Origin of the sequence: Pseudomonas sp. Root562, from assembly GCF_001427125.1 — a bacterium.
Lineage (GTDB): Bacteria > Pseudomonadota > Gammaproteobacteria > Pseudomonadales > Pseudomonadaceae > Aquipseudomonas.
The window spans coordinates 451,734-467,979 of sequence record NZ_LMGK01000025.1; the positions used below are offsets into that span (position 1 = coordinate 451,734).

Below are 16,246 nucleotides of genomic sequence, written 5' to 3' on the forward strand. Positions count from 1 at the left end.
AATAAAAAACTGCAGTTGCGCCCGACTTCCTGAATTACGCTGCGACTAACGCCCTGTCGGAAAGTGCCGTAAGAATCTAAGAAAATTGAACTACGTCACACTTTTCAGGAGCGATCCGAGCACGTGCGAAAGGAAACACCCATGTAATACACAGTGTCAAGCCGGTATTTTTTGCCAAGGGACTACTCGCCGAAATGCTGGCACGACAATCTCGCTTCAGAATCGCTTATTCATTGGACACGGCAAAGCGTCAAACTAATCACATCAGCTGAACCGCTTCACCTTTTTTAAAATATTTTCGATTAAAAATTGGATCCACAACCCCTCTGAAACCATTGAATTGACTGGCTTTCGGAACTGTCTGACAGACACATCCAGCAAATAGTGGCAAGAAGGCATCATTGCGGTGTGTAACAAAAACGAGAAAAAATCCGCCGCCGAATGAACTTTTCGATACGACGTGTTGCCATACACGGCGTTACTGGCAACTCAATATCCATATGCCAGCATCACACTCCCGGTTGGTTCCGGCAGTGTGTTTTTTTGATGACCGACATCAGCAATTACCTCTCGTGGACGGATGTCCATGGGAAATCAAACCACTCGACATGCACCGGTTTTTTTAAGCCAGGGAGGCGTGGAGTGTTCAAGGACGATGTACCGATGACTCAAGCGTTTTTTGATGTTGAAGCATTGATCAAGCTGCGAAGCCAGACCCGGGCCATTTCCGATGCGCTGAAGGCGCAGGCCGCGGATTATCTGGCGACCCTGGCTTTGCTGATTCGTCCGCAGACGTTTTTCGGTGAGTACCTGCAGGGTGCGCAACGCAGCAGCGGGCGCGAGACCCAGCACCATTTCAAGGAGCTCAAGGAGCTCTACGACCGCATCGGCTCGGCCGCTCCGTTCCATCTGGTCAATGAGCTCGAAGTCCCCCTCAACCTGCTCAGTACCACCCCGCAATTGTTTGCGCTGGAGTACGACAAGGTGCTGAGCGCAAACGGTCAAAGCATTCGCATCACCAGCCCCGTGCGCTGGGTGGTCGGCTTCAGTTCGTTCGACCTGGCCCGTTTCCGCGCCATCATCAAAGACCCCAATCGCAGCAGCGCCGAGTTGTACCGCTTCGTGGTGCATTACCTGGTGCTGTTCTACTGCCTGAGCAAGTCGCCCGGCATCAGCCGCCTGCTCGAAGGCTTGCGCTTTCCCGTCACGTTCGAACGCTTGAAGGAATTCGGCGACCTGCCCTTCTGCGTGATCAGCTCGCCGGTTCGCTCGCAGTTGCCCGACGAGGCCGTGATCCGCAGCAGCACCCAGATCGCCGGCAACACCAGCTTCGAAGAGTTGGTGGGCTTTGAAAACATCATGGACATGAACGATGAAATCCGTCAGCGCCTGCTGCTGACGATCGAAGGAATGTAACGCGCTCGGCCACCCATTGAACCGACACGCACACGACTTGCAGCGAATTGTTCGCACAGGAGATCACGATGGCGAAGAAGGAAAGTACCCAGCACAAACTCGACCGCGTCCGCGCGCCTCGGGTCCATATCACCTATGACGTGGATATCGGTGACGCTCAGGAAAAGAAAGAGCTGCCCTTTGTCGTCGGTGTGCTGGGCGATTTCTCCGGCAACCCGCTGGAGCCGCTGCCGAAACTCAAGGACCGCAAGTTCATTTTCATCGACCGCGACAATTTCAACGGTGTGCTCAAGGGCATCAAGCCGCGCCTGACCTACCGCGTCGACAACACGCTGGCGAAAAACGGTACACAACTGGGCGTCGAGCTCAACTTCAACGCCCTTGAAGATTTCGAACCGCAGAACGTGGTCAAGCAGGTCGAGCCGCTGCGCAAGCTGCTGGACGTGCGCAACAAGCTGGCGGACCTGCGCAACAAGATGGGCGGTAACGACAAGCTCGAAGAGCTGTTGATGGACGTGCTGCAGAACACCGAGAAGTTGAAAACCCTGGGCAAGGAATTCGGTCGCGAAGCCGCCGTTCCAGCCACCGACGGCAAAGCGTAGGAGCCTGACGATGAACGACAAGCAAACCGTGACTCAACAGGACAGCGAACTGGTTGAAGTGGAAAACTTCACCGCGCAATCCTCGCTGCTCGACAGCATCATTTCGCAAAGCCGCGTGGCCCGCTCCGAGACCGAGCGCACCCGAACCCGCGACCTGATTGGCGAGTTGGTCAACCAGATCCTTGAAGGCGAAATGACGCCGAGCAAGGACCTGATCGCCGTGCTCGATGCGCGTATCGCCGAGATCGACGCGATGCTTTCCGAGCAGATGAACGAGATCATGCACGCGAGTGAATTCCAGCAGCTGGAAGCGTCCTGGCGCGGCCTGAAGTATCAGGTCGACCAGACCGAAACCAGCACCACGCTGAAGATTCACTTGCTCAACGCGTCGAAGAAAGACCTGGTGCGCGATCTCAAGGCCGCTTCCGAATTCGACCAGAGCGCGCTGTTCAAGAAGATCTACGAAGAAGAGTACGGCACCTTCGGTGGTGCACCGTTCGGCATGCTGCTGGGTGACTACGAGTTCAACCGCAGCCCGGAAGACATGTACCTGCTCGAAGAGATTTCCCACGTCGCCGCAGCCGCCCACGCGCCTTTCATCTCGGCAGCCTCGCCTGAGCTGTTCGGCTGGGATTCGTTTACCGACATGTCCGGCCCACGGGATCTGGCGAAGATTTTCGACACCGTCGAATACGCCAAGTGGAAGTCGTTCCGCGCCTCCGAAGACTCGCGCTATGTCGGCCTGACCCTGCCCCACGTGCTCGGTCGCCTGCCGTATGGCCCGGATACCACTCCGGTCGAGGAATTCAACTTCGTCGAAAGCGTCGACGGACGCGACCACAACAAGTACCTGTGGATGAACGCCGCCTACGCACTGGGCACTCGGGTCACCGATGCGTTCTCCCGTTACGGCTGGTGCGTGGCAATTCGTGGTGTCGAGGGTGGTGGTCTGGTTGAAGGTTTGCCGACCCACACATTCAAGACCGATGACGGTGAAATCGCCCTCAAGTGCCCCACCGAGATCGCCATCACCGACCGCCGCGAGAAAGAGCTGTCGGACCTCGGTTTCATTCCGCTGGTGCACTGCAAAGGCACCGACTACGCCGCGTTCTTCGGCACCCAGTCGGCGCAGAAACAGAAGCAGTACAACACCGATATCGCCAACGCCAACGCCCGGCTTTCCGCGCAATTGCAGTACATCTTCGCCACTTCGCGCATCGCGCATTACATGAAGGCGATCATGCGCGACAAGATCGGCAGCTTCGCCTCGCGCAAGGACGTCGAACTGTTCCTCAACAAGTGGCTTTCCAGCTACGTGTTGCTGGACGACACCGCGAGCCAGGAAGCCAAGGCCAAGTTCCCGTTGCGCGAAGCGCGTGCCGAAGTGTTCGAGGTGCCGGGCAAGCCGGGCGTCTACAAGGCTGTGACGTACCTGCGCCCGCACTATCAACTGGACGAACTGACTGCATCGTTGCGTCTGGTTGCTGAATTGCCGCAATCGACCCGCGGCTGATCGAACACTTTGCCAGGAAGGCGATATGACGAGTCAACACAAGCTGTTGCCATCACTGCTGGACCGATTGCTGGACGATCGTCCGCATCAGTCCATCGAAGCGTCATCGCAACGCTTGTGTTCGCTGGCCGATTACAAGGCCAGCATCGTTCGCGACCTGGAGATTCTGGTCAACACTCGCCAGTCCCTGGTCGCCAGCGAGCTGGACGGTTTCGTCAATCTGGGCGGCACCATCCTCGACTACGGCATGCCGGACTTCACCAGTCGCAGCGTGCTTGATCCGAAAGATCGCCTGTTGATCCAGCGGCAGCTGGAGAAGGCGATCACGGTCGGCGACCGGCGCTTTCGCAGCGTAAAAGTCCAGTTGCTCGCACAACAGACCGGCCAACGCATGCTGACCTTTCGCGTGGACGCGGTCCTGCGCCTGCAAGACATCACCCGTCAGGTGTCCTTCGACGCGGTGCTGCAGGTCAACACCCAGGAATACAAAGTGCAGAACCTCAACTGATGCTCGACGATCTGCTGCCCTATTACGAAAAGGAACTGTCGCACCTGCGCTTTTTGGGCCAGGAGTTTGCGAGCCAGTATCCGAAAATCGCTTCGCGGTTGCTCATCGAGGGCGATAACTGCGAAGACCCGCACACCGAGCGCTTGATCGAAGCGTTCTCGTTTCTCTCTGCGCGGGTGCACAAAAAACTCGACGATGAGCTGCCGGAAATCGTCGAATCGTTTCTCGAAGTGCTGTACCCGCATTACCTGCGCCCTACCCCGTCGATGTCGATCGTCGAGTTCAACCTGGGCAAACAGGAAAAGGTCACCGAAGCGTTCCGTGTGCCCCGGCATACCGAGCTCAGTGCCAACCCGATCGATGGCGTGGTGTGTAAATTCCGCACCTGCTACCCGGTCGAGCTGTGGCCAATAGCCGTGCAGCAGGCGTCGTTCATCGAGATGGAGCGCTCGGCATTCAACGGCCACAGCGCCGACCTGGTCGCCCGCTTGCGCATCGGCCTGACAGCGACCTCCGATGTGATGTTCGGCAAGATGGAACTCGACAGCCTGCGGTTTTTCCTCGACGGCGAAAGCACGTTGATGCTGCAACTGTACGAGCTGCTGTTCAACAACCTGGCCAAGGCCACGTTGAGCTTCGAGGATCAGGGGCGCAGCCGCGAGGTGGTCTTGCCGGCCAACGCGCTGAAAGCTGTCGGTTACGGTCTGGACGAAGGGTTGGTGGATTACTCGGAGCGCTCGTTCCTCGGTTATCGCTTGCTGCACGAATACTTCACCTTCCCCGACAAGTTCATGTTCTTCGACCTGTCTGGGTTCGCGCGCATTCTGGCGGGCAAGGAGATCGAGAAAGTCGAGGTCAACTTCTACTTTTCCGACTACGACCTCAGCGATCGCCTGGCGCGTCTGACGCAAAATATCGGGCGCAATAACTTCAAGCTCAACTGCACGCCGATCATCAACCTGTTTCGCCAGCAGGCCGAGCCAATCAAGTTGACCCACGCTCAGCACGAGTACGCGGTGACGCCGGATGTGCGCCTGCAAAGCTCGGCCGAAGTGGTGTCGATTGATCGCGTACGGCGCGTGCGCAAGGTCGGCGGTATCGATCAGGTTGGCACTTGCCATCCGTTTTTCGAACCCCGTGGCGATCAAGGTCCCGGCCAAAGTTTCTGGATTGCCCGGCGCCGCGCGGTGCAGTCCGGCCAGCGCGATGGCTCGAACGTGTTTATCCGGGTGGTGGATCGCGAATTGGGTTTGCTGGAGGCCAATAACGATACGTTGAGCATCCGCCTGACCTGCAGCAACCGCGACTTGCCCCTGATGCTGCCTTTCGGTGGCGAGCGCGGCGATTTCAATATCCCCGGCAACTCGGTGATCAAGGACATCCGCTGCCTGCGCAAACCCACCGCCACTGCCCGTGTACCGCTGGGCAACGGGGTGATCTGGCGACTGATTTCGCACCTGTCGCTGAACCACATGTCACTGGTGTCCCGTGGCCGCGAAGTGCTGCTGGAGCTGCTGTCGCTCTACAACTACCGCAACGTGTCGGCGATCCGCAAACAGATCAACGGCATCGTCTCGGTGAGCAGCGAACCGGTCGTTGCACGCATCGGTCACCCACGGCCGAACTTCGTGCGCGGTGTCGGTATCACCCTCAATTTCGATGAAAGCCAATACACCGGCAGCGGTGTGTTTTTGTTCGGCATGGTGCTCGACCACTTCTTTGGTCAGTACTGCTCCATGAACAGTTTTACCCAATTAACCCTTCGCACCTTGCAGCGCGAAAAGAGAGTCGTCCAATGGCCACCGCGAACCGGCGATCAACCTCTGGTCTGATTGACCAGGCACGGGCTGAGCCGCACCGATTCGAGTTTTTCCAATTGGTGCGCTTGCTTCGCCTGCATTACAGCAGAACCGGGCGCATGGACCTGCAAACCCGTCCGCACGAAGACCCTTTGCGTTTTCGCTCGCAGCTGTCGCTCAACTTCCCGGCCAGTGAAGTCAGCGACTTGCAGTTTGAGCGCGAAGGCAAGGTGTCCGTGGCTGGCCTGCCGCTGTCCGAGGTGCAAGTCACCTTCATGGGACTGGTGGGGCCGTCGGGTGTGTTGCCGCGCCCATACACCGAGCTGTTGATCGAGCGACACATCCAGTATCGGGATGATGCAGCGCACGCCTTCCTCGACATCTTTTCGCACCGCATGACCACGCTGTTTTACGAGGCCTGGCAAAAGTACAAGTTTTACATCGAGTACGAACGCAACGGCAGCTCGGATTTCGACCGCTATCTGCTCAACCTGGTGGGCTTCGGCCCGGAGGCGCAGAAACAGAAATTCGACAAACAAGGCTCGCCCCTGCGCCGCGAACTGTTCAGCTATTTCTCCGGCCTGTTCGCCCAGAAACCACGCAATGCGTTGAACCTGGAAGTGATGCTCAGCTTCTATTTTTCGCTGCCGTTCAAGGTCAAGCCGTTCGCCGGTCGCTGGCTGAAGCTCGATGCCAGCCAATGCACGCAACTGGGCCGCAAGAACGCCGTGCTAGGGCAAAGCGCGGTCGCCGGTAACCGGGTCTGGGATTACCAGTCGTGCGTGCGCATCGAAACCGCACCACTGGAACTGGCCGACTATCAACGCTTGCAGCCAGGCGCCGTCGACTACCAGAAATTGCTCGAACTGGTGCGTTTCTATGTCGGTGCGGAACTCGACTTCCAACTGGCGCCCAAGCTCAAGACCCAAGCCGTACCCGTCGCCCGCCTCGGTCGCCAGGGCAACGTCTCGCTGGGCCGGCTCGGCTGGCTCAAACGACCAGGCGTCGACGTGGAACCCTCCCGTTGCGCGCTCTTCCACATTCCTTTTGATGGGGTCTCCCTGTGAACCTGAAGTCCCTGTTCGCCAAGCTGAACGACACCAGCCGCACCGCCACCGAAAGCGCCGCAGCGCTTTGTCTGTCGGAACACCACTACGACGTTGAAGTCGAGCATCTGTTGTTGCAGTTGCTCGACAGCAGCGATAACGACCTGCCGGCGATCCTGCGTCATTACGATGTGGTGCCCGAGCGCTTGCAGGCGCAATTGGTGACGGCACTGGGGACTTTCAAAAAAGGCAATTCTCGCACCCCGGCACTGTCCCCGCACCTGACTCGCATGATCGAGCAGGCGTGGGTCCTGGCGTCCATCGAGTTCGGCCAGGCACAGATCCGCACCGGTCATCTGCTGCAGGCCTTGCTCGATGACGACGAGCTGCGCCGGGTGGTGATCGCGGGTGCGGCCGAGCTGGAGAAGATCAACGCCGACGATCTGCGCGTGAATCTCAACGCGTTGGTAGAAGGCAGCGCCGAGTCGCAACAGGCCAAACCACTGGACACCACTGGCGGTGTGAGCAGCAGCCCGGTTAAAGGCAACGGCAAGACGCCGGCCCTCGATCAGTACACCATCAATCTCACGCAAAGCGCTCGCGAAGGCCGGATCGACCCGGTGCTGGGCCGGGAGTTCGAAGTGCGGCAGATGGTCGACATCCTGACCCGCCGCCGCCAGAACAATCCGATCCTGACCGGTGAAGCCGGCGTCGGCAAAACCGCCGTGGTCGAAGGCCTGGCGCTGCGCATCATTCAAGGTGACGTGCCGTCGGTACTCAAAGGCGTTGCCATCCACACCCTCGACCTGGGCTTGTTGCAGGCCGGAGCCGGCGTGAAAGGCGAGTTCGAAAACCGCCTCAAGTCGGTCATCGAAGAAACCAAGCGCAGCCTGCATCCGATCATTCTGTTCATCGACGAAGCCCACACCCTGATCGGTTCGGGCGGTCAGGCCGGGCAGAACGATGCCGCCAACCTGCTCAAGCCAGCCCTGGCTCGCGGCGAACTGCGCACCATCGCGGCGACCACCTGGGCCGAGTACAAGAAGTACTTCGAGAAGGATGCCGCCCTCGCCCGCCGTTTCCAGGTGGTGAAGGTCGAAGAGCCGGACGAAGACAAGGCGATCCACATGCTGCGCGGCTTGCTGGCGAAGATGCAGGAGCACCACAACGTCACGGTGATGGACGAAGCACTGGTGCAGGCCGTGCGCCTGTCCAATCGCTACATCACCGGGCGCCAGTTGCCGGACAAAGCCGTCAGTGTGCTGGACACCGCTTGCGCACGGGTTGCCTTGGGGCAATCGGCGCAGCCGGGACCGCTGGAAGACTGCAAGCGTCAGATCGACAACTTGCAGGCGGAAATTTCGGTCCTGGAGCAGGAAGCCGCCAAAGGCAGCGACCACGCCCGACGCCTGACCGCCCTCAATGCCGAGTTGCAGAGTGAGCAGCAGACCCGCGACGCCCTCGAACAACAATGGCAACGCGAGCTGCAACTGGTGGAGCAACTCGGTGCCCTCAGCCACCCCGAGAATCAATCACCCGATGCCATTGAGATTGCCGCCGTACGCGCCGAACTGGCCAGCGTCCAGGGCGAGCAACCGCTGGTGCATGCCCTGGTGGATGGCGGCACGATCGGTGAAGTGATTTCCGGCTGGACCGGCATTCCCCTGGGCAAGATGCTGCGCGACGAAATCGAAACCGTGCAGCGCCTGCCTGCACTGCTGGCTGAGCGGGTACTCGGACAAGACCACGCGCTGCATGAAATCGGCAAGCGCATCAAGATTTCCCGCGCCCGCATGGAAGACCCGAACAAACCGATCGGCGTGTTCCTGTTGCTCGGCCCGAGCGGCGTCGGCAAGACCGAAACCGCAATGGCGCTGGCGGATACCTTGTACGGCGGTGAGCGTAACGTCATCACTATCAATATGTCCGAGTACCAGGAAGCCCACACGGTTTCCAGCCTCAAGGGCTCGCCGCCGGGTTATGTCGGTTATGGCGAGGGTGGTGTGTTGACCGAAGCCGTGCGGCGCAAGCCGTACAGCGTGGTGCTGCTCGATGAAGTGGAAAAGGCCCACCCGGACGTGCTCGAACTGTTTTTCCAGGTGTTCGACAAAGGCGTGCTGGATGACGGTGAGGGTCGCGAGATCAACTTCCGCAATACCGTGATCATCCTCACGTCCAACACCGGCACCGACCGCATCATGCAGTGGTGCCTCAATGCCCAGCCGCAACCGACGCCCGAAGCCATCGTCGAAGGGCTGCGTGACGAGCTGAATCAGGTATTCAAGCCAGCCTTCCTCGGCCGCCTGACCATCGTCCCGTACTACCCGGTCAAGGACGCGATTCTGGAGCGCATCGTCGCGCTCAAGCTGGAGCGCATTCGCCAGCGCTTCGAGCGCAATCATCAGGCCGTCCTGAGCTATGACGAGGCGCTGGTCAAAGCCATTGCCTCGCGCTGCACGGAAGTGGACAGCGGCGCCCGCAACATCGACAACATTTTGTCCAAGACCCTGATGCCGGAACTCGCGCAGCGGGTACTGGAGCGCATGGCGCAGGACAAACCGATCCAGAGTTTGAACATCGAGTTGGGCAGCGACGGCGACTTCGCCTATCGCCTGTGCTGATCGAGCATTTACAGGTAGCGGTCATGGATAACAGACAAACAGGGAAGCAGCCCGCGAAAACGGCATTGGCTAAATGCCTGACGGCGGTGGCGGTGATGCTGGCGCTGACGGCGTGTGGCGTCACCGACCGGGTCAGCAAGCGGGTCGACGACACGTGGGCCGGCGACATGCTGTTCGATGACAGCGAAAAAGTCATCCTGACGTCCGACGGCGGCAACCAGCTCAACCCCGACGCCTCCGGCAAACCGCTTTCGGTGGTGCTGCGGGTCTACCAGCTGACTTCTCTGGAGCGCTTTTCATCGGTTGACGCGGATTCGTTGTGGGACGACCCGCAAAAAGCCCTCGGCAATACCCTGATCGAGAACCGTGAAATCACTTTGCTGCCGGGTATGGGTCAGGTCGACAAGTGGCCACTGAACAAAGCCGCAGGTTATGTCGGCGTCGCGGCTTTTTTCCGCTCGGAGGAAAACAGCCGCTGGAAGGTCGCGTTTGACGCCAATTCGTTGCGCAAGGACGGCATCTGGTTCTCTTCCGATGGCCTGCGGGTGCTGGTGGACAACAACACGGTGTCCGCCGTCAGCGGCGTCGACGTGCTGAACAAACCCAAGACCGAAGAGCAGCTCGCCAAGGCCTACACCCTGCCCGACCAGCAGGTCCAGCCGACGCTGGCCGAACGGGTTCAGGACGTCGTGATCGAAAAGGCCCAGGACAAAGCGGCCAGTTCCGCGCAAAAAGCGCTGGACTCGAAATTGAATTCATTTTTGGAAGGCGCTCAATGAGTAAGCAAAGCCGGGTGATGTGGTCCGAAGGCATGTTCCTTTTGCCACAACATTTCCAGTATCAGGATGAGTTCCACCAGCATCAGCTGGCGCAGGCGACGCTGCGCAATACGCCCTTTCACTGGGGCGTGCAGTTGCTGGAAGTGGACGAGGAAGCCCTCGCCACCGGTTCCTTGCAGCTCAAACGGCTGAAGCTGGTGTTTCCCGACGGCAGCCTGTTCGACGCGCCGCAGCATGATCCGCTGCCCGCGGCCCGTGACTTGAAAGACCTGCTCAAGGGAAACGACCTGAAGGTCTACGCCGCGCTGAAACTGCCAGAGCCCTTCGGCCTGAATTACGTTGAAGACGGCCAGGAACAAAAGACCGGACGACGCTTTCGCAAGCAGTTCGACACCCTGCCGGACCTCAACGAAGGCGACCTGGAAAACGAAATCACCAGCCTGCGCCTGAACGTGGTGATGCTGATCGACGGCGACAACCTTGATGGCTACACCTGGTGCCCGATTGCCCGGCTGTCACGCAACAACATCGGCGGCTTTAACCTCGACGGGCATTTTGTGCACCCGACGCTGCACCTGGGCACCCACGACACCCTGGTCGGGCTGGGCAAGCGTTTGCTCGGTGCATTGCAATCCAAGAGCAAGGCGTTGTCCGGTCGCCGTCGCGAGCGCGCGGACCAGATCGCCGAGTTCGGTTCCAGCGACGTGACCCTGTTCTGGCTGCTGAACACGGTGAACCGCGCCCACCCGAGCCTGGCGCATTTGCTCGCGCACCCGCGTTTGCATCCCGAACGTTTGTACCTGTTCCTGGCCGAACTCGCCGGCGGCCTGTTGACGTTTTCGCTGGATACGCAGCTCAACGACATTCCCGAGTACGACCACCACGACCCGGCGGCCTCGCTGGTCAAGCTCGACGAAATGATTCGCGTGCTGCTCGACAACGTCGTGCCGAACCAGTGCGTGGTGATCAACCTGACGCAGACCAAGCCCTCGTACTGGCAAGGGCAGTTGCACGATCCACGGCTGGCAGAGGCGGATTTCTACATTTCCGTGCATGCCGACATGCCAGGCGCAAGCCTGTTGGAACTGGTGCCGCGGGCGTTCAAGGTCGGCTCGCCGGAGGACATCGAAGTGGTGGTCAACAGCGCCATGCCGGGCGTCACGCTCAACCACTCGACGCGCCTGCCCAATGCGATCCCGGTGCGACTGGACAATCACTATTTCTCCATCGAGCCCCATGGCCGGGTCTACGAACGCATGATGAGTGCCCAGGCCATTTCTTTCTATGCGCCCAGCGCGTTCACCAACCTCAAGCTTGAACTGATGGCGGTACTCAAATGACCGAAGCCGTACTGCAAGGCGCCGTTGCGGCTGCCAGCGAAAAACCGACGCTCAAAGACCTGGTGCAGGATTTCATCAGCATGGCGCTGATCGTGCGCAAGGGTCGGCAAGTGACCTCGGTCAGCGCCTTTGAAGCGAGCGTCGACGCTTTCTTCAAGACACTGGAGCGTGAAGCGCGCAGTGCCGACTACAGCGTTGAACAGGTCAAAGACACCCAGTACGCGCTGTGTGCGTTCCTCGATGAAAGCGTGCTGCGCTCCGGCGACAACGAGTTGCGCCGCCACTTTGAATTGCAGCCGTTGCAATTCCGCTACTTCGGCGTGCACCTGGCCGGTGAAGGTTTCTTCGAAAAAATCGATTCGTTGCGCGGCGACGTCAAACAGAACCTCGATGTACTCGAGGTTTACCACCTGTGCCTGGCATTGGGTTTCGAAGGCAAATTCAGCATCGGGCAAAAGGACCAATTGCGTTACCTGGCCAATACCCTGGGCCAGGACATCGCGCGGTTTCGCAAGACGCCCAAGGCACTCTCGCCCGACTGGGCACTGCCAGACCAGGTTTCGCAGATGCTGCGTCATGAAGTTCCGCTTTGGCTCTACCTGGCGCTGATTGCGCTGGTCTGCGCAGGTGTTTACCTGACGCTGGACTGGCTGCTGGGCAAAGAAGTCGCCGCGCTGTCCGAACAAATCAGCCAGCTGTTCAGTGCCTGAGCACAGGTCAGGTAACCGAGTCAGGAAGACATGAAGACATTATTGCGTTTGTTGAAAAGTTTTTGGTTTCTCATCCCCGTCCTGTGGCTGATCAGCCTGGCGGTCAGCTGGTTCGTGGCCCCGCGGGTGAGTTGGCTGCGCGGTTATGCGCTGGAGACGATGGCGATCGTCAGCGCCGTTTACCTGCTGATCATTGTGCTGCGTCAGTACAAGCGTATCCGGGCTGAACACAACCTCGAAAACCTGGTGCAGATCGAAGTCGACCGGTCGCTCAATTCCACCGGTGAGTTCCGAGATCAGCAAGTGCTGCGCGAGCGGCTCAAGCACGCCATCGCCATGCTGCGCGCTGATCGTTCGGCTGGCGGCGGCGGTTCGTCGGCGCTTTACGATTTGCCGTGGTACCTGGTCATCGGCATGTCGGCCGCGGGCAAGACCTCATTGCTGACCCGCTCGGGGCTGTCGGCGAACATTGCCAGCAGTGCCAACGACACCGAAAGCGGTACGCAACACTGCGATTGGTATTTCAGCCCTGAGGCCGTGATGATCGATACGGCCGGCCGTTATCTGCGGGACGACCCGTCGGCCAGCGAATTCGCCGCTTTCCTGCGCATGCTGAAAAAACAACGCAGCAAGGCCGCGGTCAATGGTCTGGTGTTGGTGGTGAGCCTGCCGGAACTACTGGCGTGCAGTGCTGCCGAGCGCAACGAGCTCGCCGCACAACTGGTCTCGCGCATCGAGGAATACAACGATTGCCTGGAGGCCAACCCGCCGATTTACCTGATGCTGAGCAAGACTGATCAGCTGCCGGGGTTCAGCCAGGCGTTTGAAGGCCTGGACCTGAACGAACGGCAACAACCGCTGGGCATGACCTTCGGTTTGTCGGAGATCCGCAACCAGGGCCTGCGTCCGGTGCTGGATGCCAAGCTGGCCAACCTGCACAGCCATATCCGTCGCCACGTCGATGCCCAGATGATTGCGTTGGGCGCCGATGCCAATAGCGCGCTGCTGAACTTCCCCAACTATTTCGCCGAGCTGTCGGGCGTGCTCGAGCAATTTCTCCAGCATTTCGCCGAAACCCGTCGCAGTGGTGCGCCACTGTTGCTGCGCGGTCTCTATTTCACCAGTGCCCTGCAGACCGACCAGCAACTGAGCCAGGTGTATGAAGATGATCTGGCTGAGTCGTTCGCCTTGCAGCCCGCCCCCGAGCACGACAAACAGGCGCAAGGCAGCAGCCGGAAAATCAGCGACCGCAGCTACTTCATCACCGATACGTTCCGTCGGGTGATTTTCCCGGATCGCGATTTGACCCTCTACCAGTCGCGATTCGGCAAGAACAAGTCCACCAGCCCTGCCCTGCTGGGTCTGGCGGTACTGGCGGGACTCGCGTTCATCGGCTGGCAGACCCTGTCGTTCCAGAACAACCGTCAGTGGCTGGCGACACTGCGCGAGCAACTGACCGAACTGCAACAATCGCCGGACAGTACGCGGCTGCTCGCGTCGGGCCACGGCCTGGAACTGCTGCGCGAGCAACTCACCGCCATCGAGAAGCACCGAGCCAAAGGCGTGCCGCTGCAACTCGGCGCCGGCCTGTACCGGGGTGACGATGTCTACCGCGTTGCACAAACCGCCTACTTGCAGCAACTGCGCACTCAGGCGCTGGAACCGATCACCCTGCAATTGCAATTGCAGATGCGCGCGTTCAATGAGTTTGCAAAAACCATGGACCCGCAGAACAACTTTGCCCCTGCGACTTCCAAAACCGGCTCAGCCAAAGCCCGTGCGCAGGGGCAGAAACTGCCGACCCGCCTGAACAACCTGCCGCGCAGCACCGGTGATGTCGCCGGCCGCCTCAATGGCGCCGCCCGGGGTATTGCAAACAAGGCTCGCGGCGAAGCCCTGACAGCGCTGCGCAACCCTGCCACAGCGAGCGATGCCGCTGAACTGTCGGCGACTACCGGCGGGCTTTCACTGTCCGAAGAAATGTTGGGACGGCTGGATGAGCGCCAGGTTGCGTCGATCATCGAGTCTTACAACGCACTCAAGCTCTACCTGATGCTGACCCAACCCGCCACGCATCCGGATCCCGAATTCGTGAGTGCTGCATTACCGGTCGCCTGGGCCAACACGGCCAGCAGCGACAACGCGGTCAGCAGCGCGGTGATCCAGGACAACGCGCCGGTGTATGTGCAGCTGCTCAAGACCGGTCAGGCGCCGACCTTGTCACGCAATGAACAGCTCATCAGTGAGACCCGCAACAGCCTGAAGTCCTTCATGATTTCCAGTTCGCTGGTAGACCGCGAATACCTGCGCCTGCAATTGGAATCCAGTCGCCAGTTCCCGGCGGTCGGCTTGAGCGATCTGGTGCCCTTGCCAGGCCGACAGTTGCTCTACGGCACAGAAGCGGTGCCGGCGATTTTCACCCGTCAGGGCTGGGAGCAATTCGTCAAGCCGGAGCTGATCAAACTGGTGTCGGGCAATCTGCAGAATGAATCGGACTGGGTGCTCGACGGCGAAGGCGCCGACAGCATCGTGCAGAAAGCCAATTTCATCCGTGAGTTCATGACGCGCTACAAGCGCGACTACACACAGGCCTGGTACACCCTGATCGACAGCGTCGGCGTTCGCCATTTCACTGACATGGCCAATGCAACCCAACAACTGTCACTGCTCAGCGATGTGCAGAATTCGCCGGTGAAAATTCTCCTGGCGGCGGTCAACGACAACACCCAGTGGGATGTCCCTGCCTCGCGGGAAACCCTGCCAGCAGGCATCAAGCCTGACGACGGATTCTGGAGCAGCGTCAGCGGTATTCTCGATGGCAAGAATGCCTCGCCAAGCACGCTGATATCGCCTTTGCCGGCGGTTGACGACGGCAGTCTGGCGAAACGCTTCGAGCCTGTGTCACGTGTGTTTGCCGTGCAAAACGCCGAAGGCGCCGACAGTACGATCATGGATCGATACCTGGCGGCCTTGCGCAAACTCAAGGTGCGGATGAACAACATCCAGCGCTCCCAGGACGTCGGCAAAAGCAGCAAGCAGCTGATCAGCGAAACCCTCGAAGGGCTGCCAAGCGAAGTGACCAACGTGCGCAACTACGTCGAGACCACTGTCGACACCAGTCAGGGCGGCCTGTCCACTGCGTTGCAGGGTTTGTTCAGCCTGCCGATCCAGTTTGCCTGGGAAACCCTGCGCGACCCGGCCGGCCAACAGATTGCCAAAGCCTGGGCACAGCAGATTGCCAAGCCATGGGAACAGGTGATGGCCCACCGTTATCCGATTGCCGCCGGCAGCCGCAACGAAGCATCGGTCAAGGACCTGCAGCGTTTTGTCGATCCGGAATCCGGGCTGCTGCCGAACTTCAAGCGTAACGAGATTGGCAACCTTTCCGGTGGCGAAGGCCTGGGAATGGGCAGCGACAGCAAGGCAGCGCCGCTGGTCAACCCGAACATGGTCAACAGCATCGACAAGGCCAGCTCGTTGGGCCAGGTGATCGCCAGTCTGTCGGACCGCGACAACGGCTTCGAAATCATGCTCGAACCCTCTGCCAACCTGACCGACATCATCTTCACCCTCGATGGCCAGGTGCAGCACTACCGGAACGGCAAGACCAGCTGGAGCCGCTTCTCATGGCCGGGCACGACCACCACGCCCGGCGCACGCCTGGATGTGGTGACCCTGACCGGCGAGCGCATCACGGTGTTCGATTACCCGGGCCGTTGGGGCCTGCTGCGCATGAACGACAGCGCAAGGGTCAGCGATCTCGACGGTATCCAGCAACGTTTCAGCTGGAACACCAACAGCGGCCCGGTCAGCCTCGCCGTGCGCAACTACGGCGGCGTCAAGTTGACGGACCTGGCCAACGTCAAAGCCTTGAGTGCGCTCAACGCCAAAGAAGGTCGTCCGTTGTGAGCA

11 protein-coding genes are annotated in these 16,246 nt (G+C 59.8%); all 11 read left to right on the plus strand.

Annotation, left to right across the window (positions count from 1 at the left end; genetic code table 11):
- Positions 1-663: 663 nt before the first annotated feature.
- Entirely contained in the window at positions 664-1,416 is a 753-nt protein-coding gene (locus tag ASD60_RS25680; protein WP_056856909.1) for a hypothetical protein, read from the plus strand.
- A 68-nt stretch (positions 1,417-1,484) separates the two neighbouring features.
- Positions 1,485-2,018, plus strand: coding sequence for a type VI secretion system contractile sheath small subunit (gene tssB, locus ASD60_RS25685; RefSeq protein WP_056856670.1), 534 nt, complete (start codon positions 1,485-1,487; stop codon positions 2,016-2,018).
- 10 nt (positions 2,019-2,028) lie between these two features.
- Positions 2,029-3,531: a type VI secretion system contractile sheath large subunit gene (tssC, locus tag ASD60_RS25690; protein ID WP_056856671.1), complete on the plus strand. Its 1,503-nt coding sequence runs from the start codon at positions 2,029-2,031 to the stop codon at positions 3,529-3,531.
- A 25-nt stretch (positions 3,532-3,556) separates the two neighbouring features.
- Positions 3,557-4,039 carry a type VI secretion system baseplate subunit TssE gene (tssE, locus tag ASD60_RS25695; RefSeq protein ID WP_056856672.1) on the plus strand — a complete coding sequence of 161 codons (483 nt, stop codon included), beginning with the start codon at positions 3,557-3,559 and terminating at the stop codon, positions 4,037-4,039.
- The gene (gene tssF / locus ASD60_RS25700; protein ID WP_056856673.1) at positions 4,039-5,871 is read left to right on the plus strand and encodes a type VI secretion system baseplate subunit TssF; all 1,833 of its coding nucleotides are present in this window, start codon (positions 4,039-4,041) and stop codon (positions 5,869-5,871) included. The genes tssE and tssF overlap by 1 nt, the downstream gene beginning before the upstream one ends.
- Positions 5,835-6,905, plus strand: coding sequence for a type VI secretion system baseplate subunit TssG (gene tssG, locus ASD60_RS25705; RefSeq protein WP_056856674.1), 1,071 nt, complete (start codon positions 5,835-5,837; stop codon positions 6,903-6,905). Before tssF ends, tssG begins: the two co-directional genes overlap by 37 nt.
- Complete coding sequence (gene tssH / locus ASD60_RS25710) at positions 6,902-9,505, plus strand: type VI secretion system ATPase TssH (protein ID WP_056856675.1); 2,604 nt, start codon at positions 6,902-6,904, stop codon at positions 9,503-9,505. Before tssG ends, tssH begins: the two co-directional genes overlap by 4 nt.
- A 23-nt stretch (positions 9,506-9,528) precedes the next feature.
- Positions 9,529-10,284: a type VI secretion system lipoprotein TssJ gene (tssJ, locus tag ASD60_RS25715; protein ID WP_056856676.1), complete on the plus strand. Its 756-nt coding sequence runs from the start codon at positions 9,529-9,531 to the stop codon at positions 10,282-10,284.
- Positions 10,281-11,624, plus strand: coding sequence for a type VI secretion system baseplate subunit TssK (gene tssK, locus ASD60_RS25720; protein WP_007978722.1), 1,344 nt, complete (start codon positions 10,281-10,283; stop codon positions 11,622-11,624). Before tssJ ends, tssK begins: the two co-directional genes overlap by 4 nt.
- Positions 11,621-12,334 carry a type IVB secretion system protein IcmH/DotU gene (gene icmH / locus ASD60_RS25725; RefSeq protein WP_056856677.1) on the plus strand — a complete coding sequence of 238 codons (714 nt, stop codon included), beginning with the start codon at positions 11,621-11,623 and terminating at the stop codon, positions 12,332-12,334. Before tssK ends, icmH begins: the two co-directional genes overlap by 4 nt.
- A gap of 30 nt (positions 12,335-12,364) precedes the next feature.
- The gene (locus ASD60_RS25730) at positions 12,365-16,243 is read left to right on the plus strand and encodes a type VI secretion protein IcmF/TssM N-terminal domain-containing protein (RefSeq protein ID WP_056856678.1); all 3,879 of its coding nucleotides are present in this window, start codon (positions 12,365-12,367) and stop codon (positions 16,241-16,243) included.
- The last annotated feature ends 3 nt before the right edge of the window (positions 16,244-16,246 follow it).